The sequence below is a fragment of the Chitinilyticum piscinae genome (assembly GCF_015223195.1).
Lineage (GTDB): Bacteria > Pseudomonadota > Gammaproteobacteria > Burkholderiales > Chitinibacteraceae > Chitinilyticum > Chitinilyticum piscinae.
Window position 1 is genome coordinate 12,098 of sequence record NZ_JADFUA010000013.1, and the last position, 20,662, is coordinate 32,759.

Annotated in this window: 20 protein-coding genes and 1 riboswitch; of the genes, 4 read left to right on the top strand and 16 right to left on the bottom strand. The window is 58.6% G+C overall.

The window, feature by feature from the left end; genetic code table 11:
* Positions 1 to 59: 59 nt before the first annotated feature.
* From radA to INR99_RS15680, 13 genes are all read right to left on the bottom strand, one after another.
* A complete protein-coding gene (gene radA, locus INR99_RS15620) occupies positions 60 to 1,412 on the bottom strand; it encodes a DNA repair protein RadA (protein WP_194117309.1) in 1,353 nt (450 codons plus the stop codon).
* Positions 1,413 to 1,493: 81 nt separating this feature from the next.
* Positions 1,494 to 2,861 (bottom strand): flagellar hook-associated protein FlgL, encoded by a 1,368-nt coding sequence (gene flgL / locus INR99_RS15625; protein ID WP_194117310.1) that lies wholly within the window; start codon positions 2,859 to 2,861, stop codon positions 1,494 to 1,496.
* Positions 2,862 to 2,883: 22 nt separating this feature from the next.
* Positions 2,884 to 4,935: a flagellar hook-associated protein FlgK gene (gene flgK / locus INR99_RS15630; protein ID WP_194117311.1), complete on the bottom strand. Its 2,052-nt coding sequence runs from the start codon at positions 4,933 to 4,935 to the stop codon at positions 2,884 to 2,886.
* A gap of 31 nt (positions 4,936 to 4,966) precedes the next feature.
* Positions 4,967 to 5,872 carry a flagellar assembly peptidoglycan hydrolase FlgJ gene (gene flgJ, locus INR99_RS15635; protein WP_194117312.1) on the bottom strand — a complete coding sequence of 302 codons (906 nt, stop codon included), beginning with the start codon at positions 5,870 to 5,872 and terminating at the stop codon, positions 4,967 to 4,969.
* A 90-nt stretch (positions 5,873 to 5,962) separates the two neighbouring features.
* Entirely contained in the window at positions 5,963 to 7,039 is a 1,077-nt protein-coding gene (locus tag INR99_RS15640) for a flagellar basal body P-ring protein FlgI (protein ID WP_265588352.1), read from the bottom strand.
* Positions 7,040 to 7,082: 43 nt separating this feature from the next.
* Positions 7,083 to 7,766, bottom strand: a complete 684-nt coding sequence (locus INR99_RS15645) for a flagellar basal body L-ring protein FlgH (protein WP_194117314.1) — start codon at positions 7,764 to 7,766, stop codon at positions 7,083 to 7,085.
* A gap of 13 nt (positions 7,767 to 7,779) precedes the next feature.
* The gene (gene flgG, locus INR99_RS15650; RefSeq protein WP_194117315.1) at positions 7,780 to 8,565 is read right to left on the bottom strand and encodes a flagellar basal-body rod protein FlgG; all 786 of its coding nucleotides are present in this window, start codon (positions 8,563 to 8,565) and stop codon (positions 7,780 to 7,782) included.
* Between the two features lie 33 nt (positions 8,566 to 8,598).
* The gene (gene flgF / locus INR99_RS15655) at positions 8,599 to 9,336 is read right to left on the bottom strand and encodes a flagellar basal-body rod protein FlgF (RefSeq protein ID WP_194117316.1); all 738 of its coding nucleotides are present in this window, start codon (positions 9,334 to 9,336) and stop codon (positions 8,599 to 8,601) included.
* A 21-nt stretch (positions 9,337 to 9,357) separates the two neighbouring features.
* Positions 9,358 to 10,722 (bottom strand): flagellar hook protein FlgE, encoded by a 1,365-nt coding sequence (gene flgE, locus INR99_RS15660; protein ID WP_194117317.1) that lies wholly within the window; start codon positions 10,720 to 10,722, stop codon positions 9,358 to 9,360.
* Positions 10,723 to 10,737: 15 nt separating this feature from the next.
* Positions 10,738 to 11,421 (bottom strand): flagellar hook assembly protein FlgD, encoded by a 684-nt coding sequence (locus tag INR99_RS15665; RefSeq protein WP_194117318.1) that lies wholly within the window; start codon positions 11,419 to 11,421, stop codon positions 10,738 to 10,740.
* 17 nt (positions 11,422 to 11,438) lie between these two features.
* Positions 11,439 to 11,846, bottom strand: a complete 408-nt coding sequence (gene flgC / locus INR99_RS15670) for a flagellar basal body rod protein FlgC (protein WP_194117319.1) — start codon at positions 11,844 to 11,846, stop codon at positions 11,439 to 11,441.
* A 10-nt stretch (positions 11,847 to 11,856) separates the two neighbouring features.
* Positions 11,857 to 12,267: a flagellar basal body rod protein FlgB gene (gene flgB, locus INR99_RS15675; RefSeq protein ID WP_194117320.1), complete on the bottom strand. Its 411-nt coding sequence runs from the start codon at positions 12,265 to 12,267 to the stop codon at positions 11,857 to 11,859.
* A gap of 97 nt (positions 12,268 to 12,364) precedes the next feature.
* On the bottom strand, positions 12,365 to 12,703 hold the full coding sequence (locus INR99_RS15680; RefSeq protein WP_194117321.1) for a DUF2325 domain-containing protein: 339 nt from the start codon (positions 12,701 to 12,703) through the stop codon (positions 12,365 to 12,367).
* A 188-nt stretch (positions 12,704 to 12,891) separates the two neighbouring features.
* On the opposite strand from INR99_RS15680, the gene INR99_RS15685 reads away from it, so the two are divergent.
* From INR99_RS15685 to INR99_RS15695, 3 genes are read left to right on the top strand one after another with little or no spacing between them, the layout of a single operon-like run.
* The gene (locus INR99_RS15685) at positions 12,892 to 14,070 is read left to right on the top strand and encodes a Re/Si-specific NAD(P)(+) transhydrogenase subunit alpha (RefSeq protein ID WP_194117322.1); all 1,179 of its coding nucleotides are present in this window, start codon (positions 12,892 to 12,894) and stop codon (positions 14,068 to 14,070) included.
* A gap of 20 nt (positions 14,071 to 14,090) precedes the next feature.
* Positions 14,091 to 14,438 (top strand): proton-translocating transhydrogenase family protein, encoded by a 348-nt coding sequence (locus INR99_RS15690; protein ID WP_194117323.1) that lies wholly within the window; start codon positions 14,091 to 14,093, stop codon positions 14,436 to 14,438.
* A gap of 10 nt (positions 14,439 to 14,448) precedes the next feature.
* Complete coding sequence (locus tag INR99_RS15695; RefSeq protein ID WP_194117324.1) at positions 14,449 to 15,816, top strand: NAD(P)(+) transhydrogenase (Re/Si-specific) subunit beta; 1,368 nt, start codon at positions 14,449 to 14,451, stop codon at positions 15,814 to 15,816.
* A 244-nt stretch (positions 15,817 to 16,060) separates the two neighbouring features.
* On the opposite strand, the gene INR99_RS15700 is transcribed toward INR99_RS15695, so the two are convergent.
* The 3 genes from INR99_RS15700 to INR99_RS15710 form a co-directional block, all read right to left on the bottom strand.
* Positions 16,061 to 16,417, bottom strand: a complete 357-nt coding sequence (locus INR99_RS15700) for a DUF1622 domain-containing protein (protein WP_194117325.1) — start codon at positions 16,415 to 16,417, stop codon at positions 16,061 to 16,063.
* Between the two features lie 127 nt (positions 16,418 to 16,544).
* Complete coding sequence (typA, locus tag INR99_RS15705; RefSeq protein WP_194117326.1) at positions 16,545 to 18,359, bottom strand: translational GTPase TypA; 1,815 nt, start codon at positions 18,357 to 18,359, stop codon at positions 16,545 to 16,547.
* 176 nt (positions 18,360 to 18,535) lie between these two features.
* Positions 18,536 to 19,174 (bottom strand): CoA pyrophosphatase, encoded by a 639-nt coding sequence (locus INR99_RS15710; protein ID WP_194117327.1) that lies wholly within the window; start codon positions 19,172 to 19,174, stop codon positions 18,536 to 18,538.
* 127 nt (positions 19,175 to 19,301) lie between these two features.
* Positions 19,302 to 19,392: riboswitch (glycine riboswitch) on the top strand.
* 145 nt (positions 19,393 to 19,537) lie between these two features.
* On the opposite strand from INR99_RS15710, the gene gcvT reads away from it, so the two are divergent.
* The gene (gene gcvT, locus INR99_RS15715; RefSeq protein ID WP_194117328.1) at positions 19,538 to 20,629 is read left to right on the top strand and encodes a glycine cleavage system aminomethyltransferase GcvT; all 1,092 of its coding nucleotides are present in this window, start codon (positions 19,538 to 19,540) and stop codon (positions 20,627 to 20,629) included.
* Positions 20,630 to 20,662: the final 33 nt, after the last annotated feature.

The following is a 20,662-nucleotide window of genomic DNA, read 5'->3' on the forward strand; positions in this document are numbered from 1 at the left end:
TTTAACCGGCTTCAAGCCGCGCACTCAAAAAAACTGCCTATCAGCGCAATAGTCACATTCTAGATGATGTGCCCGACCGCATCGCCAAGCCGCTCGACGGCCAGCACTTCCATCCCCTCGATCGCCTGCCTTGGGCGATTGGCTTTCGGGATGATGGCATGGGTGAAACCGAGCTTGGCAGCCTCGCGCAGACGCTCCTGCCCGCGCTGCACCGGCCTTACCTCGCCCGCCAGCCCGACTTCACCAAACACCACCAGTTTCTCCGGCAAGGGGCGGTTTCGCAAACTGGAAACAATGGCGAGCAACATGGCCAGGTCGGCAGCGGGCTCGCTGATCCGCACCCCTCCCACCGCATTGATAAATACATCCTGATCAAAGGCCGCAATCCCCGCATGCCGATGCAGCACCGCCAGCAACAAGCCCAGCCGGTTTTGTTCGACCCCGACAGCCAGCCGCTTAGGCTGCACACCATGGGCATCATCGACCAGCGCCTGAATTTCCACCAGCAAGGGACGGCTCCCCTCCTGCGTGACCAGCACACAGGACCCCGGAACCGGCTCGCGATGCTGCGACAGAAACAGCGCCGAGGGATTGCTGACCTCACGCAATCCCTTGTCGGTCATGGCAAACACCCCCAGTTCGTTCACCGCACCGAAGCGGTTCTTGATCGCCCGGATCAAGCGGAAACTGGAATGGGTATCGCCTTCGAAATACAGCACCGCATCGACAATATGCTCAAGGACTCGCGGGCCGGCCAGCGCCCCTTCTTTCGTCACATGCCCGACCAGCAGGATGGTCGTACCCGTGCGTTTGGCAAAACGGGTCAGTTGCGCCGCACACTCGCGCACCTGCGCCACACTGCCGGGCGCACTGCCCAGCGTGTCGGTATAGAGGGTCTGGATCGAATCGATAACCGCCACTTGCGGCTTTTCACGCTCCAGCGCCTGCAGAATTGCTTCAAGACCGATCTCGGCAAACAAAGCCACTCGTGCGGCAGTCAGATCCAGGCGTTTGGCGCGCAAGGCGATCTGCTGCGCGGACTCTTCCCCCGAGACATACAGCACGCGGCAGGCATCTGCCAGCCGGGTCAACGCCTGCAGCAACAGTGTCGATTTGCCGATCCCCGGATCCCCGCCAATGAGCACGACCCCTCCAGGCACCAGCCCACCACCCAGCACCCGATCCAGCTCGGCCAGACCGGTTGGGGTACGCGGCAGCTCGGCCGCATCCACATCGGCCAGCTGACGAATTGCACCATCGGCGGCCAGGGACTGGAAACGCCCAGTACCTTTCTCCCGCGCAACCGTTTCCAGCAGAGTATTCCAGGCCCCGCAACCTGGGCATTGCCCCTGCCACTTTGGCGAACTTGCACCGCACTCGCTGCAACTGAACACAGATCGGGATTTTGCCATCAGGCCCACCAGCAAAAAGCCGTATACATAGGAATGTATACGGCCAGCATTTAATCGAAAATAGGGCTACAAGTATATACCTTAGATATACTTGAACAGACTAAGCCCCTGAACCTGGGAAAAGGATTTGCGCGCCGCATCCAGCACCATCTGGTTTTCGGCAAAATCACTAATTGTCTTTGCCCAATCGATACCCCCCAGGTCGTTGGAGGTCTTAGCATACTGCAGATTGATGTCGCTATTGGTCGAGCGGATCGATTCGGTTTCATTCATGCGCGAGCCAATATTGGCTTGCGTGGTCAGAACATTCTGCAGTGAGTTCGCCAGGCTCAGCATGCCGGTATTCAGCTTGTTCATGAACGCCGCCTGCCCTGCCCCGCTGCCGTCGCTGGCAAATGACTCCAGGGCATTGATCATATTTCCCAGCGTGGTGAAGACATCCACGTCGGTACTCGGCTTGACACTGAACGAGTCGGCCACACCGGGCAAGCCAACAGGCAGCTTGGTGGTCGGGTCAACAGCCACTGGCGTTCCCTTGACACTCATCTTGATACCATAGTCCCACGCAGCTGGCTGTGGCACCGGATCGGTTGGCAGCTGCTTGAACTGAATGTCGGAACCCGGGGTCCAAGCGCGCGGGCCCGTTGTATTTCCTGCTGTTGCATTCCCGGTAATCAATGAATTGCCGGTAGTATTGTCAATCAGGTCATAGGTCATCAACGGTTCGGTTGGCTTGGCCGGATTATTGGCCCAGTAGAACTGCACTTGAAAGTCACGTGGCGCAGGTGCATTGGACCACGCCACCGGATCCAGCACCTCGCCGGGGCTGACAACACCAGTGCCTACATTCGTTGCCGCGGCGGCAGTAACGAAAGTGCCATTACCGTTCTTGATGCGCATGAACACATCATTGCCCGACTCCGAAACTGGAATATTGCGCGAAGTCGAGACCTGCACTTGCCGCTGCCCATCATCACCGTTGTAGGTCACATTCCCAAAGCTGGCCTCGGTAAAGGGCTTGGTATCACCGGCAAACCCGGAGAACAGGTATAAACCCCCGCCATCCGTGGAATTGGCCAGCTCAAGCAGCTGCTGATAATGGCCACGCAACTCACTGGCCAGAATCCGTTTGTCTGCAGCCGTCTGCGAACCATTACCGGCGTTCACCGCCAAAGTCTGCACATTCTGGATAACCGTCGTGACCTGCTGCAACAGCTCTTCGGTCATACTCAACGAAGAATCCGCCGTCTTGCTATTGACATTGTATTGCTCATTCAGGCTTTGCGACTGGGCAATATCCAGCAGGCGCGCCGAGGCAATCGGATCGTCTGCTGGCGTCAGAATCCGGCGACCAGTACTCAGCTGGCTCTGCAGCTTGGCCTGATCAGCGGTATGACGCGACATATTGGTCGTGCCCAGCTGGAAAATGGTAGTGGTTGCGACACGCATGTCAGCCTCCTTTCAACCTGGCTCAACGCCCAATATTGAGAATTTCCTGAAATGCCTGCTGGGCAATCTGGATGACCTTGCTGGACGCCTGGTAGGCCTGCTGATAGCGCAGCAGATTTGCGGCCTCCTCATCCAGGTTAACCCCTGACACCGAATCGCGCGCCTTGACCGCCTCATTGAGCACAGTGCCTTGCGCTTTCGCCATGATCTCTGCCTCGTTGGTCTGCGTACCGATCGTCGAAACCATCTGGCCGTAGGCCTCCTGATAGGTCGCGGTATTGCCGCTCAGGATTTTGGTCGTCTGCAGGCCTGCGAGCGCCAGTGCATTGCGGTTATCCGCCGTTGCAGTTGGCGGATTGGCGCTGACATTCACGATATCGCCGGCTGCGGGCTGCCCATCCAGCTTCATCGACCAGCCGTTATAACGCAGCGTCATGCCAGCCGTGTAGGGGACTCCCGTCGCCAGCGTTGTCGAGGTCGTGGTATCGACGACGTCAAATGTGCCACCCGCATTGAATGTGATGGTGACCGAATTGCGCAAATTGGGGTTATAAGGCGCATCCGTGGTGCTGTTGGTGCGCAGATCAGTCTGCGGCTGGAAAATCTTGAGCGTCCCGGTGTTTCCGGTGGCCGGCGGCTGAGGTGCGGCAGCCCTGACCGCGCCGGCTGCGGCAATCATGCGGGGATCCGTCATTCCGACCGCCAGACTGCTGACCATGCCACTGGTAGGCTCGATGGTAAAACGATCACCCGCATTGGGCGCCGGAGTAAGCCGGATCACCAACCCATCCGCAGTCGATGCGCCATCAGCAGAGACAATGTCGGCCGCATTCAAGGTTTCACGAGTATTGTCGGACAAGCGGGTCAATACGTAATTGGTACCATCATAAAGTAATTCGTAATTACTGGTGGTCAGCTTGCTGACATCCGCGATATAGCCCGAGGCCACCGTGGTCGTCGCCGGGTTGTTATTGGCATTGGAATAAATCGCACCAAGCGCAGGCGGATCAACCGCAATGGCCGTTGCCGGCCCCGGGGTTGCCGGGGTATTTACGAAAGGCGGTACAGCCGCAGACACATCCAGCGTCGGATAGGACCAGAAATTGCCCCCCATATTGCCATTGAGATCCATCCCGACACGATGCTGATCGTTGAACGACTGGGCCATCACCAGCGCCATGCGGTTGAGGCTGTTCTGTGCAAGATCAAGCGATTTGGCGCGATAATCCAGCAGGCCGCCCAGCTTGCCCCCTGTCAGCAAGGTATCCGGCAAGGCCACCTGATTGACACCATCATCGTACACGACCGAGATACGCTCGGGACTGCCCGGCGATGGGGCGGTGGATAACTGTACCGCATTGCCGCCAAGCACCAGCGACTGCCCGCTCCCCACGAACACATTGATCGTGCCGTCATCATTTGGGTATGTCGATGCTTTGACGTACTGGTTAAGCTCGAGCACCAGTTGATCACGCTTGTCCAGCAGATCATTCGGCGGCTGCCCCGCCCCCTTGGTGAGGGCGATCTGATTGTTGACCTCGGCGATATTCTTGGCCAGCGCCGAGATGCTATTGACCGTGTTGGTAATTTCACCGTTGAGGGAATTTCTCTGCTCGTCGAGTCGCTGCTCAAACACCTGAAAGCGGTTCACCAGTGTTTGTGCCGAAGCCAACATCTGTTGCCTTGACGGCATATTGGACGGATTGGTGGAAACGTTCTGCACCGAGCTGAAAAAATCCTGCAATGCCGGCGACACGCCGGCATCCGGATCTGCGACGATATTGTCGATCTCTTTCAGATGCGAAAGGTATGAGTCGTAATAGCTTGACTGCGCCTGGGAGGACTGGACGTTGCGGGTCAGGAACTGATCGTAAACACGGCTGATGGTATCGACACGCACACCCATACCGACAAAGCCGCTACCGGTTCCCATCGGATACGGTGCGCTCTGCAGAATCGTCTGGCGCGAATAACCTTTGGTATTCACGTTGGCGATATTGTGGCCAGTCGTCGTGAGGCCCAGATTGGCCGCATTCAGCCCTGAAACACCGATACCAAAAACGGATGAACCCATGATTTGCTCCTGCTATTCCCTGATATCGGCATCAAGCGCTCAAGCTTGACCCTGCCAACCTACTCTGGACACTCTGCACCACCTGCGTCACACGACGGGCATAATCCGGTGCAGTGGCATACCCACCGGAAGCCAAAGCCCTCCCGAAACGGGCGGAATCATCCCCTGCACCAACCACGCCCGCATAGCGTCGCTGCAGCAGCGAGGCATAATCGGCAAAGGCCTCGTCAAGCGAGCCGTAGGCACGGAACTTTTCCACCCGCTTCTGCGGTGCCCCGTCCACATACTCGGTAGTCAGCACATCAACCGTCTTGCCACCCCAGCTTTTACCGGCCTTGATCCCGAAAAGATTCCAGGTTTCATTGCCCTCGGCATCCTTGATGGATTTGCTGCCCCAGCCACTCTCCAGAGCGGCATGGCCAATCAGCATGGCGGGGGAGACATTCAACTGTCGCGCAACGGCGGTCGCTGCATCACCCACCTTGTCAATAAAGGCCTTGATGGGGGCTGGCGCCCCCTGTACCGCCTGAACGGCAGTTTTTGCCGCGACACCGGCAAGCCCACCAGACGACTCACTGTTTTCCGGCTTGCGCAGCATATGTGGCGTGATCGAAGCCCGATTGCCGGCAACGACACCGCGTTGCTGGTTGAGTTGCCGAAGGATCATGTCCGCAAGCCCCACCCCGCCCTTCGCCGACCAGGTCTGCGCCAGCTGCTTGTCGTACATCGAGCGAAACAGATCCTGGGAGCTGCCCTGGTCTTCGTCGGCATAGCGCGGGCTGGCTTCACGCATGCTGGCGAGCATCTGCTGCAGCAACAAGGACTCGAATTGCTGGGCAACCCCGCGCGTAGCCACGTCCGCCTTCTGCCGGCGCAATGACTCGACACCACGGGGGTCTATCGCAACAGAAGCGGTGACTGCAGGGGTATAGGCCATGGCCATTCTCCGAAGATTCCGGGGAATACAAAGCAAAGCTCATGCCAATACATTCCAGCCACCTGCAGCGCCAGCGGAATGCACGCCGGATCAGATCACCTCGAGCTCGGCCTTCAGCGCACCCGCCGCCTTCATGGCCTGCAGAATCGCCAGCAGATCCTGCGGGGTCGCCCCGACTGCATTCAAGGCCTTCACGACCTGATTGAGGTTTGTCGCCTTGGGCATACGTACGGTCGGCCCGGTGCCGGTATCGATCTCCACGGTGGCATTTTTGACTTTTGCCGTTTCGCCGCCTGCGAGAGCATTGGGCTGCACCACCTGATTATTGGCGGTGACGGTAACGGTAAGATTGCCATGCGAAATCGCGCACGGATCGATCTGCACGGCCTGATTCATGACAACCGATCCGGTGCGGGCATTGATAATCACCTTGGGCGACACCTCCGAGGGGGTTACCGTGATGTTTTCCAGGCGCGCCAGAAATGCCACCCGCTGATTGGCATCCAGCGGCGCCCGCACCTGCACGACCCGCCCATCCAGTGCCGCTGCAACGGTGCCGAACTGGCTGTTGATCGCCCCGACCACCCGATTGGCCATGCCGAAGTCCGATTGCAGCAACTCCAGCGTGACAAATTCACCGCTACCCAGCATGGTCGGGACGGTTTTTTCCACCGTCGCTCCCGCAGGAATTCGTCCGGTTGCAAGCTGATTGACCTGGACACTGCTACCGCCAGCCGCCGCGCCAGCGCCGGCAACGATCAGATTGCCCTGTGCCATCGCGTAAATCTGGCCATCCGCCCCTTTCAATGGCGTCATGATCAGCGTGCCACCGCGCAGACTCTTGGCATTACCGAGCGAGGACACGGTCACATCCAGCGGTTGACCTTGCCGCGCAAAAGGCGGCAGAACAGCGGTGACCGTGACAGCGGCGACGTTCTTCAGCTGCATCGAACCTGCCGGTGGCACCTGCACACCCAGATTGGTCAGCATGTTGATGACCGATTGCACGGTAAACGGCGTTTGCGTGGTCTGGTCACCGCTACCATCCAGACCGACGACCAGCCCGTAGCCCATCAACTGGTTATTGCGTACGCCGGAAAAGGTTGCGATATCTTTCAGCCGTTCGGCGCTGGCTGTCGTGCCACATACCAAGGCAAGTATTACCATGCAAAACTTGATGAAAAAGGATCTCATCAATATACCCTTAGAATCAGAAAGGCCAGGCAGTCAGGAAGAAACGCTGGAGCCAGCCCATGGTATTGGCATCGCCGATCGCGCCGACCCCGACCTGTTCGATACGGGCATCCGCCACGCGCGTGGAAGAAACCGTATTGCCCGCCTTGACATCACGCGGATTGATTACCCCGGTGAAGCGCAGCGTATTGATTTCACCGTTGACCGAAATCTGCTTCTCGCCGCCCACCTGAAGATTGCCGTTGGGATAAACGTCGATCACCGTCACAGCAATCGAGCCACGGATAGTGTTGGTGCTATTGGTCTCGCCACTGCCGTCATAAACATTGCTGCCCGATGCCGTAATACTGGCATTGAACAGCTTTTCCAGCGCATTCGGAAAGTAAGGGGCACTGCCAGAACCACTCACCGAGAGCTTGCCGGAACGGTCGGTTTTACTGTTGGCCTTGTTGGCCGCAGTGAGGTTTTCTTCCAGGGTAATCATCAACACATCACCGACGAAGCGCGCATTGGGCTCCTCGAACAGCAGGCGAGCAGTCGAAGCCTGATAGATGCTGCCGTTCTGGCTTTCCACCGAGGCCTGCGGCTGCGGCTTGGCAGTTACCGGCTTGGTCACGATGGTCGCTGGCGCCACACACCCTTGCAGCAGCAGCGCCAGCACCCCGATACAGATCAGCCAGCCAAGTTGGAATACTCGCATTACGGAAAACCCATTACAGATTGGAAAGTCGCTGCAGCATCTCATCCGAGGTTTTGACTGAGCGGGAATTGATTTCATATGCCCGCTGGGCCTGAATCATATTGATCAGTTCTTCGGTCACGTTGACATTCGAGGTTTCGACAAAACCCTGATTGATCACGCCAGCGCCGTTGGTACCAGGCTGTCCGACCGTGGGAGCCCCACTGGCAGCCGTCTCCAGAAAGAGATTCGAGCCGATCGCCTGCAAACCCGGATTGTTGATGAAGGTCGCAAGCTGGATATTGCCCAACGTCACAGGCGCAGCCGAATTGCCGGCAATAATGGCGCTGACCGTACCATCCTTGCCAATGGTGAGGCTGGTCGTACCCTGCGGCACCTGCAAGGCGGGCTGCAACTGGTAACCGCTCGAGGTCACCACATTACCCTGATTATCCACCTCGAAGGAGCCATCACGGGTGTAGGCCGTCGTACCGTCCGGCATGGCGATCTGGAAAAAACCGGGGCCATCAATAGCAATATCCAGCTGCCCCTCGGTCTGCTGCATGCTACCCTGCATGAAAATGCGCGACGTTGCCACAACATTGACACCTACGCCGATCTGCAAACCGGTCGGCAACTGGGTCTGCTGACTGGTCGAACCACCGGGCTGCCGAATGGTCTGGTAGAGCAGATCCTCGAAGACCGCACGCTCGCGCTTGTAGCCAGTAGTATTGACGTTCGCCAGGTTGTGCGAGATGACATCCACATTCATCTGCATGGCATCCATGCCGGTCTTGGCAGTCCACAGCGAGCGCATCATGGCAGTAATCCTCGTTCTTTCGTTCTAATTTGCTTAACTATTCATCTGCAGCAACTGGGACGCAGCGCGCGCATTCTGATCAGCGGCCTGCATCATCCGCACCTGCAGATCATATTGCCGCTGGGTGGCAATCATTGCCGTCAGCTGGTCGATGGTATTCACATTGCTACCCTCAAGACCGCCATTGATCAGCTTGACGGCTGCGTCCGCCTGGGCTGCATCACCGCCGCGCAGACGAAACAGGCCATCATTGCCTTTCTGCAAGTCGGTATCAGCCGGATTCACCAGCTTGATCCGGCCAATTTCATTCGACTCGGCAGGGTTATCCAGGGAAACGGCACTGACTGTGCCATCCGGAGCAATACTTGGCCGGGTATTTTCGGGGATGAGCAGCGGCCCCGTTTCGCCCTGAACCACCAACCCAGAGACCGTCTTCAGCAAGCCGGTGGAATCAACCGCAAACTGTCCATTGCGAGTATAAGCCTCGCCGGTAGCAGACTGCACAGCAATCCAGCCACGACCATCGATGCTCACATCCAGATCATTGCCGGTCTGCTGGAACGGGCCACTGGAAAGATCAGCCCCCGTCGTTTGCTCAACAGCAAAGGCACGCGTCGCATACCCCTGCCCCAAGGCAGGGACCGCACGAAACGCTGCCAGCTCGGCCCGAAAGCCGGTGGTCGACGCATTGGCCAGGTTATGCGCAACCGTTGCCTGGCGCAGCTGGGTATGCTTGGCGCCAGTCATTGCAACGTAGAGCAGTCGGTCCATTATCCAGCCCCGCAACTAAGATCAGATATTCACCAGAGTCTGCAGGATGGCATCCTGTGCAGAAATGGTCTTGGCATTGGCCTGATAGGTACGCTGAGCCACAATCATGTTTACCAATTCCGCGGTCAGGTCGACATTCGAATCCTCGACGGTCGCCGCCTGCAACTGACCGGTACTGCCGGCGCCAGGCGCATTCAGCAAGGGCTGACCCGATGCGTAGGACTCAACCCAGAGATTATCGCCAACCGGCTGCAGACCCTGGTTATTGATAAAGGTTGCCAGCACCACCTTGGCAACGTTACGGGTTTCACCATTCGAATAACGCCCTTGCACCACACCGTCATCACTCACGGAGATACCGGTCAGCACCCCGTCGGTATAACCATCCTGCGTCAGCGAATTCAGCGTATAGGGACTACCGAACTGAGTGCTTTTGTCAAAGAAAAGCTCAAAATTCAATCCATCCGATCCATTATTTAATCCTGTCGCCCCTGCCTCCACAGAAAACCAAGAGCTATTTGTCGCAGGCACAGGGGGGCGCGTACCAGCCGTTAAATTTGAGGTATAACCGGTATATTGCCCATTTTGATCAAAGGTCAAAGACCCTCGCAGCATAGTACCACCAGGCCCAAGCGAGCCATTTTGGTTTACCGTCTTACCATCCAGCGTGTAATACACATCCCAAGCATTCACGGCCCCACCACCAGCAGGATCCTGCTTGCGAAAGTAAAACGTCTGGGTATGAGATACGCCAAGTGAATCATATACCGTTGCCGACGTTGAGTAATTGTAAGTCGTCGGATCACTTGACGAAAAAGCAGGACCTGGAATTGGATTCGTCGGCGAATTAATCACCTTATCTTTAGCATTAAGATTGATACCCAAGCTCAAACCAGCCCCGGTAACTCCTGACCCACCGGTCTCTTGAGCACCAATATTCGAATATTGCAACTGGATTGGCTGAGGCATACTTCCTTCAAGAAACAAACCGGACGCCTTATCTACCGGCCAACCGGTTAGGAACTGCTTGTTGCCGCCATTAACAATATAGCCATCTTTAGTAACTTGAAACTGCCCATTTCGTGAATAACTTACATCCCCTGCCGAGCCCTGCATCCTAAAAAAACCATTCCCGGTAATTGCTATATCCAGCGGATTATTCGTAGTTGTCAAGTTTCCTTGACCAAACTGCTGAGCAATCGTCGAAACTCGAGTACCAATCCCGGCCACATTGGATGCGGTACCAAATGTACTGGCATAAATATCAGCAAATTCGGCACGGGATCCTTTAAATCCAACGGTTTGAGAGTTGGCTACATTGTTGCCAATAACATCTAAATTCTTCGAAGAAGCATTTAGACCTGATAGACCTTGCTGAAAACCCATCTCACACCTCCAGAATCAAACTTTGCTGCCAGCCTGGATTTCCAGGATGCTGCCGAAACTTACCCGGTTACCATTGCTCATCAGCGCGACCACACCTTCGCTTCCGAACTGCACCGACTTGACCGATTGCCATGTATAGCTGTTCAAAGCAATTTCCTTGCCATTCTGATCCTGCGCCTTCACGCTCACCTTGTAGTCACCAGCTGGCGCGGTCGTCCCATTCTCCAGCTTGCCATCCCAGACCACGGGCTTCACGCCTGATTGCGGCGCGCTATACGGCAGAACCGCCACAACGTTTCCCTTGGCATCGGTGATTTTTACTTCTGCGCTCTTGACTCCTTCCGGCACATCAAAGGAAAAATCCGCCTGCTTGCCATCAAAGTGGAAATCCTTGCCGGGAGCGAGGACATCCTTGCCGATCAGTTGTGCCGACTGCATGACCTGCGTACCCGCATAGAGACTCATCATGGTCTCCATGGTCTTGTTCAGCTTTTCAATCCCGGTAACAGTATTGATCTGCGCCATCTGCGAGGTGGTCTGGGCATTGTCCATCGGATTCATCGGATCCTGATTCTGCAACTGGGTCACCAGCATCTTCAGAAAACGATCCTGCTGCTCTTCGACTTCGCTACGTGACTTGCCCGAATCGGTATTCAGCGTTGTGTAATCGAATTTGTTGCTTACTGATGAAACAGCCATGATCTAGCTCCTTCTACTCAAGCCTGACCCAGCGCAATGGTGCGCATCATCAGGGTTTTGGCGGTATTCATGACGTCGATATTGATCTGGTAAGCGCGCGACGCTGACAGCATGTTCGTCATCTCTTCGACCACATCGACATTGGGCATGGCCACATACCCATTGGCATCAGCCAGCGGGTTATGCGGATCAAACATCAGCTTGGGCGGGGCCTGATCCTCGATCACGCCAGCCACTTTCACCCCCACTCCGGCTGCATTTCCGCCGGCAACCGGCACCGCCTGAAATACCACCTGCTTGGCGCGGTAAGGCTGCCCGTTAGAGCTGGTCACCGACTCGGCGTTTGCGAGATTGCTGGCGACGGCATTCAAGCGCGCCGACTGGGCGGTTACTGCGGAGGAGGCAATATCAAACAATCTGAACATCGTTCACCTCTTACTGACCTGTGAGCGCGGTGCGCATGCCTTCGACCCGGCGCTGGAAGAACATGATCGCCGCCTGGTAGCGCAGCGCATTCTGGGAAAATTCGCTCATTTCACTTGCCATATCAACCGTATTGCCATCAATCGATGGTTGCAGCGGATTGCGGTACTGCAACTCGGGATGCAGCGGATCCGTTCCGCCTGCCGGCTGCAGATGCCGGGAATCCGTCGTTTTCAGATCACCCCCCTGGCCACGCTGAATTGCGCGTGCCTGGACATACGCCCTGCCGAAGTCAAAATCACGGGCCTTGTAGTTCGGCGTATCTGCATTGGCAATATTGGACGCGAGCACCTCCTGGCGATAGGCGCTAAGCTTGAGAGCTGTTTCCTGCGGCTGAAAATAGCGATCAATACGGTCGAGCATGACGAAGTCTCCATGGCTTGGCCCAGTTCAAGCATGATTCATGCCAAAATAAAGGGAGGCCTCTGCCTCCCTATCGGTCATTTCATCCAGCCTGCTGCTATTTCTTGCGCCGCCGGGGGCAGCCTCCGCACCCATCAGCAACGGCCACGCCTGCACACTCAATCTTGTCGAGCGTCTGTGACAGCGCACAGACCGAACGGCGGCAGGCCACAAACCTGACGTCCTCTTCCTGTGCCAGCTCGCGGTAGGCCCGCATGACGTTATGGCTGAGAAAATCGGTAAACAGTATCAACAGGTCGGCGCCACGCAATGAGGCCGGACGACGCTGGTGTGCGGCATTGCGCCCGGATACATGATGCTGGATGCGGATGCCGCGCTCCGCCAGCAGATCAGGAATATTCCCCAGTACATCGGCCCCGACCAGATAGGCATTCATGGTGATGAACTCCGCATGTGTGTGAAGCTCGTACCATACACATATTGATAATCATTATCAATATCAAAATATGAGTAATACAGAAAAACCCTGACCAACTCGTTTCGCCGTTGTGTCTGGTCAAAGAAAGAGCTGCCCAATGGTGCGCTAATAGCCGGACTCCATCGTTCGTCTTCAGGATTTACAGCATGCAGATCGCCATACCCACCGAGCGCAGCAGCGGCGAACGCCGTATCGCCGCGACACCGGACACGGTAAAGAAACTGCTGGCCAGCGGGCACACGGTTACCGTCGAGCGCGGTGCCGGGCGCTGGGCAGCCTTGCCCGATGAACACTTTGCGGCAGCTGGCGCCACATTGGCCGATGACTTTGCCACCACCGTTGCCAACGCTCAGCTGGTGCTGAAGGTCCGAGCCCCGGAAGCAGCCGAAATCGCCGCGCTGCCGGAAGGCTGCGCTGTGCTGGCGCACTTCGATGCATGGCGATATCCGCATTTCGCCCTGCTCAATGCCCGCCGCATCAGCGCCTATGCGCTGGAGCGCATCCCGCGCATTACCCGCGCCCAGTCGATGGACATTCTCTCGTCACAGGCAAATATTGCCGGCTACCGCGCCGTACTGCTGGCCACGCAGTACTACCCGCGCTTCATGCCCATGTTCATGACCGCAGCCGGGACCGTCAAACCCGCCAAGGTACTGATCCTTGGCGCCGGTGTTGCCGGCTTGCAGGCCATTGCCACCGCCAAGCGCCTGGGGGCAGTCGTCGAAGTCTTCGACGTGCGCCCCGCCACGCGCGAACAGGTCGAATCGCTGGGTGCCAAATTCATCGAAGTCGAGCTGACTGCTGAAGAAAAAGCGTCGTTGGAAAATCTGGGCGGCTATGCGCGCGAGATGTCGGCCGATTATCAGGCTCGCCAGAGCACGCTGATCGCCAAACACGCCACGCAGGCCGATATCGTCATCAGCACCGCGCAGATTCCGGGCAAGGCAGCGCCAGTGCTGATTACCACCGATACCGTTGCCGCCATGAAAGCCGGCAGCGTCATCATCGATCTGGCGGTCGATACCGGCGGCAACTGCCCGCTGTCCCGCGCAGACGAAGTCATCACCAGCGAGAACGGCGTGATCATTGTCGGCCACGGCAATCTGCCGGCGCTGGTTGCAGCGGATGCTTCGGCGATGTACGCGCGCAACCTGCTGACCTTCATGGGGCTGCTGGCCGATAAAGAGGGCTGCTACGCACCAAAGCTGGATGATGAAATCATCGTCGCCACCCGCATCTGTGCCGACGGCCAGACTCTGGCCAGCGACCTGCTGGCACAAGCAGCACCGACGAGCCAGCCCGAACTGGCCGACGCGACCGCCTGAAAACAATAAGGGAGAATTCCATGTCCGCAACTGCTGTTGCTTCAGCGGTCAGCCAGGCCAGCCATGGCCTGAGCACCGACCCGTTTATCGGCCTGCTCACGATCTTCGTATTGGCCATCTTCGTCGGCTACCACGTCGTCTGGAACGTCACCCCGGCACTGCATACGCCGCTGATGGCCGTCACCAACGCCATTTCCGGGATCATCGTGGTCGGCGCGATGCTGCAGGTGGTCGACATCCACGCCCAGCAGATCACGCTCACCAGCGTACTGGGGGCCATTGCGATTTTCCTCGCCAGCATCAACATCTTCGGCGGCTTCCTGGTGACCCAGCGCATGCTCGAAATGTTCAAGAAAAAGAACAAGTAAGGGGATGATCATGCAAAACCTACTCGCCCTGCTCTATCTGGCTTCGGCCGTTCTGTTCATCCTGTCGCTAAGAGGCCTGTCCAGCCCGCTGACCGCAAGGCGCGGCAACCTCTACGGCATGACTGGCATGGCACTGGCCGTCATGACCACCTTCTTTGTCGCCGATTCGCCGGTCATCTGGCTGATTGTTGCCGCGATTGCCGCCGGTGCTGTCGTCGGTGCCTGGAAAGCTCGTACGGTGGCCATGACAGCCATGCCGGAACTCGTCGCCGCCATGCATTCGCTGGTCGGCCTCTCGGCCGTGCTGATTGCGGTCGCAGCCGTCTATCACGCGGGTGTCAGCCATAGCGGTGTGCAGAAGATCGAGCTCTTCATCGGTGCCTTCATCGGCGCCATCACCTTCACCGCCTCGGTCATTGCCTACGGCAAGCTCTCGGGCAAGTTCGGCGCACGTGCCATCAACTTCAAGGGCCAGCATCTGCTGAATCTGCTGCTCGCACTCACCATGCTGGGCTTCGGGATGGCGTATTTCTTTACCGATAGCCAGGCCGCCTTCCTGATGATGGTTGCCATTGCCCTTGCGCTGGGCGTGACACTGATCATCCCGATCGGCGGTGCGGACATGCCGGTCGTGGTATCGATGCTCAACTCCTACTCCGGCTGGGCAGCTGCCGGCATCGGCTTCACGCTGGAAAATCCGGTACTGATCATTGCCGGCGCCTGCGTCGGCGCATCGGGGGCCATCCTGTCCTACATCATGTGCAAGGCGATGAACCGCTCGATCGTCTCCGTGCTGCTGGGGGGCTTCGGCGCCGAAGCGGCCACGGCAGGCCCGGCCGGCAGCGCGCAAAAGAACTACCGCTCGGGCTCGGCGGATGATGCGGCCTTCCTGATGGAAAACGCCGAGAAGGTCATCATCATTCCAGGCTACGGCCTGGCCGTATCGCGCGCGCAACACGCCCTACAGGAGCTGACCGATCTGCTGACCGAGCGTGGCGTGGATGTGCGCTACGCAATTCACCCGGTTGCCGGCCGCATGCCGGGGCATATGAACGTCCTGCTGGCTGAAGCCGAAGTGCCCTACGACAAGGTGTTCGAAATGGAGGAAATCAACAGTGAATTCGGCACCGCCGACGTCGCGCTGGTGATCGGCGCCAACGACGTGGTCAACCCTGCCGCGAAGAACGACCCAGCCAGCCCGATCTACGGCATGCCGATCCTGGATGCCTACAAGGCACGCACGGTGATGGTGGTGAAACGCTCGATGAACGCCGGTTACGCCGGTCTCGATAACGATCTGTTCTACATGGATCGCACGATGATGGTCTTTGGCGATGCCAAGAAAGTGGTCGAGGAAATGCTGCAGGCCGTGCACTGATTGCACCGCACCGCGCAACAAGAAACAGCCGCCCACGGGCGGCTGTTTTGCATTCCTGCCCGGCTTAGTCGGGACGATCGCCCAGCAGGGACAGCATGAATGCGGTCACCTGCTCCAGAATTACCAGCGCCATATCCAGCATCGCCAACTCCTCAGTGCAGTTCCGCTACACGACCCCGGCATACCAAACATTGTATACGGCGCCAAACATTGAAAAATTTAGCCTTGGAGCACATACCCTTGCTCAATCATGCCCGCCACCACGCGATTGCTGCCAAGGCCAGCGGCCACTGACTTCCAGCTCCAGTGAAAAGCTGAGGAAAGTCCGGATCACCACGATTACCGCCAGCACCGCCAGATTGTGCAGATTCGGCTCGATGGCCACGGTACCAATGATGTCGGCAATCACCAGCAACTCCAGACCCAGCAGAATTGCCCGCCCCAGATCGGCACGCAGACCATGGTATGCCTCGTGAAAACTTGAATTTCTTAGCCTCCAGGCAAATACCCCCGCCGCCAGCGCGGCGCCCAGCAGCAGTACGGCCACTCCGGCCAGCTCCACCGCATGCGCGGCCCATTCAATGATGCCTTCCCCTGCCATGATGACGCACTCCGTTCATGCTCTTGTCTTCATCATGGCTCACGCCAGTAAATTCCGCCCTGAGCAGCCCTGCTCGAGACAAGAAAAAACCGCCCCGAGGGGCGGTTTTTGCTGAATCCCGAAGGGATCAGGCTTCGGCCTTGGCGGCACGGCGACGCTCGTGTTCCTGCAGGTGACGCTTGCGGATGCGGATGGTCTTCGGAGTGATTTCCACCAGTTCATCGTCGTCGATGAATTCGACGGCAGATTCCAGCGTCAGCTTGATCGGCGTGGTCAGGCGCACCGCTTCATCGGTGCCGGACGCACGCACGTTGGTCAGCTTCTTGCCCTTGATCGGATTCACCACCAGATCGTTATCGCGGCTATGGATACCGATGATCATGCCTTCGTACAGCTTGTCGCCCGGGTGCACGAACATGCGGCCGCGATCTTCGAGGTTCCACAGGGCGTAGGCCACGGCTTCGCCGTTTTCCTGCGAGATCATCACGCCGTTGTGACGGCCGGGCATGTCCGGCTTGACCGGGGCATAGTCGTCAAACACGTGGCTCATCAGGCCGGTACCACGGGTCATGGTCATGAAGTCGGACTGGAAGCCGATCAGGCCACGCGCCGGAATGTGGTATTCCAGACGGGTGCGGCCCTGGCCGTCCGATTCCATATTGGTCAGCTCGCCACGACGGCGGCCGATTTCTTCCATTACCGCGCCCTGGTGGCTGTCTTCCAGGTCGATGGTCAGGTTTTCGTACGGCTCGCACTTCTGGCCATCGATTTCCTTGAATACGACGCGCGGCTTGGCCACAGCCAGCTCGAAACCTTCGCGACGCATGTTTTCCAGCAGAATGGTCAGGTGCAGTTCGCCACGGCCGGACACACGGAACACGTCGGTGTCATCGGTATCTTCCACACGCAGCGCCACATTGGTCAGCAATTCCTTGGTCAGGCGATCGCGGATCTGGCGGCTGGTGACGAACTTGCCCTCGGTGCCGGCCAGCGGCGAGGAGTTCACCATGAAATCCATGGTCAGCGTCGGTTCGTCAACAGTCAGCATCGGCAGACCGACCGGCTGTTCCTTGTCACAGATGGTCACGCCGATGCCGATGTCTTCGATACCGGAGATGATGATGATGTCGCCGGCTTCGGCTTCCTGCACTTCAACGCGATCCAGACCCTGGAAACCCAGCACCTGGTTGATGCGACCGGTGGCAACCTGGTCGTCGTGGTTCATCACCACCACTTGCTGACCCGGCTTGATGCGGCCGTTCAGCACGCGGCCCACGCCCAGGCGGCCGGTGTAGGTGGAGTAATCCAGTGCGGCAATCTGCAGCTGCAGCGGCGCGTCGGCCGAGCCCGGCGGGGTCGGAACATGGGCAAGCACGGTTTCGAACAGTGCGCGCATGTTGTCGGACTCTTCGGCCAGATCGAGCTTGGCAAAGCCGTTCAGGCCGGAGGCATAGATGATCGGGAAGTCGAGCTGCTCGTCAGTCGCGCCCAGCTTGTCGAACAGGTCAAAGGTCTGGTCAACCACCCAGTCCGGACGTGCGCCCGGACGGTCAACCTTGTTGATCACCACGATCGGGCGCAGGCCCAGAGCCAGCGCCTTCTTGGTCACGAAACGGGTTTGCGGCATCGGGCCTTCCACGGCATCAACCAGCAGCAGTACGCCGTCAACCATGCCCAGCACGCGCTCGACTTCACCGCCGAAATCCGCGTGCCCCGGGGTATCAACGATGTTGATGTGGGTGCCTTCAAAGTCGATGGCGGTGTTTTTCGCCAGAATCGTGATGCCGCGCTCTTTTTCGAGATCGTTGCTGTCCATCACGCGCTCATCAACCTGCTGGTTGTCGCGGAAGGTGCCGGACTGGCGCAGCAGCTGGTCTACAAGAGTGGTTTTGCCGTGGTCAACGTGGGCAATGATGGCAATGTTGCGGAGTGCGCGTGACATGGGATCTCGAAAGGTGATTCAGAATAAGCGCGGGATTCTACCACGCATTCAATGCCTTGCCGTGACAATGCGTATCCGCACATCACCGCGCCCGGACGGACGGGCAACACAAGGCATTCTTTTCATTACTGTTTTCAGCCCCCCCTTCAATACCACCCCCTTTCCAGCTGAAACGACTAGGGCTTTTGCTGCAGCGACTGATCCGGCAACACCACCTCTTCCCGCCCCAGCAGCACCGCCAGCTGCACCAGCATCCCCGCCGTTGCCCCCCACACTGTACGGCCCGCGCATTCGATAAACAGGCTCTGGCCCGTCCGGCCGTTACGCTCGATCCGCCGCCACTCGTAGCGGCCAGTATCGAGCAACTCCAGCAGCGGCAATTCGAAGACCTCCGCGACCTCGTCGGGGCAGGCCCTCGCCCGGTACTGGGGATCGAGCAGCGCCAGCACCGGGGTGACATTGAATTGGGTGATGGTGATGTAAGGGGGCAAAAGCCCCAGCGGACGCACCAGCGCGGCATCCAGCCCGACCTCCTCCTCGGCTTCACGCAGTGCGGTGGCGATGGCATCGGCGTCCGTGGCATCAACGGCGCCGCCGGGAAAGGCAATCTGGCCCGGATGCTTGGGCAGATGCTCGGCCCGGCGCGTCAGCAGCAGCATGGGCTCGGTCCGCGGCACGATGCCGACCAGCACGGCCGCCTGCCGGGTGGCGTGGCGCTGCTGCCAGTCGCCGCGCACACTGCGCGGGCCATGCTGCAGCCCATGGCGCAACCAGGTTTCCAGCACATCGGCGGTATAGAGCTCGGCTTCGGACACGACAGGGGACTCCGGCAAAGGCAGCGGTGTTCCAGTCTAGCGCATGCCGGAAGCGGCCGGGGCATCACCGCAGGGCGGGCTGAATCGATTTGGCGCTTGCCTGCCGCCGCGCCCTTCACGATAATCCGCGCTGGATGCAGGAGAGCGTGCTGACAGCAGCACCACCGAAGGCGCAACGTCACCCGGAATCGCTCAGGTAAACGGACTGTATCCGGCACAAACACTCTGGAGAGAGACGCAGCATGCTGCGTCCGCCGAAGGGGCTAACGGCAGCGATGCCGGAAAATCTCAGGCCGTGAGACAGGGGGGTGAGGACATGGACGCGACAAGTCCATGCAATGCACAACCACCCCTGGATGATTCATGAGCACTCAAACTACTCCGCTCAACGCCACCCACCGCGAATCCGGCGCCAAGATGGTCGATTTCGCCGGCTGGGACATGCCGATCCATTACGGCTCGCAGCTGAAAGAACACGAAACCGTCCGCGCGGATGCCGGCATGTTCGACGTGTCACACATGACCGTGATCGACGTGGCCGGCGAAGACGCCACGGCCTACCTGCAAAAACTGATCGCCAATGACGTGGCGCGCCTGGGCTTTGACGGCAAGGCACTCTATTCCGGCATGCTCAACGAAGCCGGCGGCGTGATTGATGATCTGATCGTGTATCGCGTCGATACCTGGGGCTACCGCGTGGTGGTCAATGCGGCCACCCGCGACAAGGATCTGGCCTGGATGCAGCAGGTGGCCAGCAGCTTCAAGGTCGAACTGCAGGAACGCGCCGAACTCGCCATGATCGCCGTGCAAGGCCCCAACTCCATCGCCAAGGCCTGCAAGGTGATTCACGAAGAATGGGAAAGCACCGTCAAGGCGCTCAAACCTTTCCAGGGTATTGCCCTGCAAGGCGGCTGGTTCATCGCCCGCACCGGCTACACGGGCGAAGACGGCCTGGAAATCATGCTGCCGGCCGATGAAGCCGCGCTGTTCTGGAAAGCACTGGCCCACGCCGGCATCGCCCCGATTGGGCTGGCCGCGCGCGACACCCTGCGGCTCGAAGCCGGCATGAACCTGTACGGCCACGACATGAATGAGAGCATTTCGCCACTGTCGGCCGGCATGGGCTGGACCATCGCCTGGGAACCTGCCGATCGCGACTTCATCGGCCGCAAGGCGCTGGAAGCACAGAAAGCCGCCGGCGTGGCGCAGGTTCAGGTCGGCCTTGTGTTCGAGGGCAAGGGCGTGCTGCGCGAAGGCATGCGCGTCGTGACCGAGAACGGCGACGGCGTGATCACCAGCGGCACTTTCTCGCCGACGCTCAAACAATCCATCGCCATTGCCCGCATTCCGGCAGGCAGCAGCGGCCAGGTGTCGGTCGACGTGCGCGGCAAGCTGGAGCCGGCGCGCATCGTCAAGATGCCCTTCGTGCGTAACGGCAAGGCCGTCTTTGCCTGATACAGATGACCTGACGCAGTTCACGCCTGCATG

Bases quoted from the DNA above. Each gene is read 5' to 3' on its own strand.
- radA (WP_194117309.1), bottom strand. From the start codon at position 1,412: ATGGCAAAATCCCGATCTGTGTTCAGTTGCAGCGAGTGCGGTGCAAGT.
- flgE (WP_194117317.1), bottom strand. From the start codon at position 10,722: ATGGGTTTTCAGCAAGGTCTATCAGGTCTAAATGCTTCTTCGAAGAAT.
- flgL (WP_194117310.1), bottom strand. From the start codon at position 2,861: ATGCGTGTCGCAACCACTACCATTTTCCAGCTGGGCACGACCAATATG.
- gcvT (WP_194117328.1), top strand. From the start codon at position 19,538: ATGAGCACTCAAACTACTCCGCTCAACGCCACCCACCGCGAATCCGGC.
- flgK (WP_194117311.1), bottom strand. From the start codon at position 4,935: ATGGGTTCATCCGTTTTTGGTATCGGTGTTTCAGGGCTGAATGCGGCC.
- typA (WP_194117326.1), bottom strand. From the start codon at position 18,359: ATGTCACGCGCACTCCGCAACATTGCCATCATTGCCCACGTTGACCAC.
- flgC (WP_194117319.1), bottom strand. From the start codon at position 11,846: ATGTTCAGATTGTTTGATATTGCCTCCTCCGCAGTAACCGCCCAGTCG.
- INR99_RS15685 (WP_194117322.1), top strand. From the start codon at position 12,892: ATGCAGATCGCCATACCCACCGAGCGCAGCAGCGGCGAACGCCGTATC.
- flgG (WP_194117315.1), bottom strand. From the start codon at position 8,565: ATGATGCGCTCGCTGTGGACTGCCAAGACCGGCATGGATGCCATGCAG.
- INR99_RS15700 (WP_194117325.1), bottom strand. From the start codon at position 16,417: ATGGCAGGGGAAGGCATCATTGAATGGGCCGCGCATGCGGTGGAGCTG.
- INR99_RS15645 (WP_194117314.1), bottom strand. From the start codon at position 7,766: ATGCGAGTATTCCAACTTGGCTGGCTGATCTGTATCGGGGTGCTGGCG.
- flgF (WP_194117316.1), bottom strand. From the start codon at position 9,336: ATGGACCGACTGCTCTACGTTGCAATGACTGGCGCCAAGCATACCCAG.
- flgB (WP_194117320.1), bottom strand. From the start codon at position 12,267: ATGCTCGACCGTATTGATCGCTATTTTCAGCCGCAGGAAACAGCTCTC.
- INR99_RS15695 (WP_194117324.1), top strand. From the start codon at position 14,449: ATGCAAAACCTACTCGCCCTGCTCTATCTGGCTTCGGCCGTTCTGTTC.
- flgJ (WP_194117312.1), bottom strand. From the start codon at position 5,872: ATGGCCTATACCCCTGCAGTCACCGCTTCTGTTGCGATAGACCCCCGT.
- INR99_RS15665 (WP_194117318.1), bottom strand. From the start codon at position 11,421: ATGGCTGTTTCATCAGTAAGCAACAAATTCGATTACACAACGCTGAAT.
- INR99_RS15680 (WP_194117321.1), bottom strand. From the start codon at position 12,703: ATGAATGCCTATCTGGTCGGGGCCGATGTACTGGGGAATATTCCTGAT.
- INR99_RS15690 (WP_194117323.1), top strand. From the start codon at position 14,091: ATGTCCGCAACTGCTGTTGCTTCAGCGGTCAGCCAGGCCAGCCATGGC.
- INR99_RS15640 (WP_265588352.1), bottom strand. From the start codon at position 7,039: ATGGTAATACTTGCCTTGGTATGTGGCACGACAGCCAGCGCCGAACGG.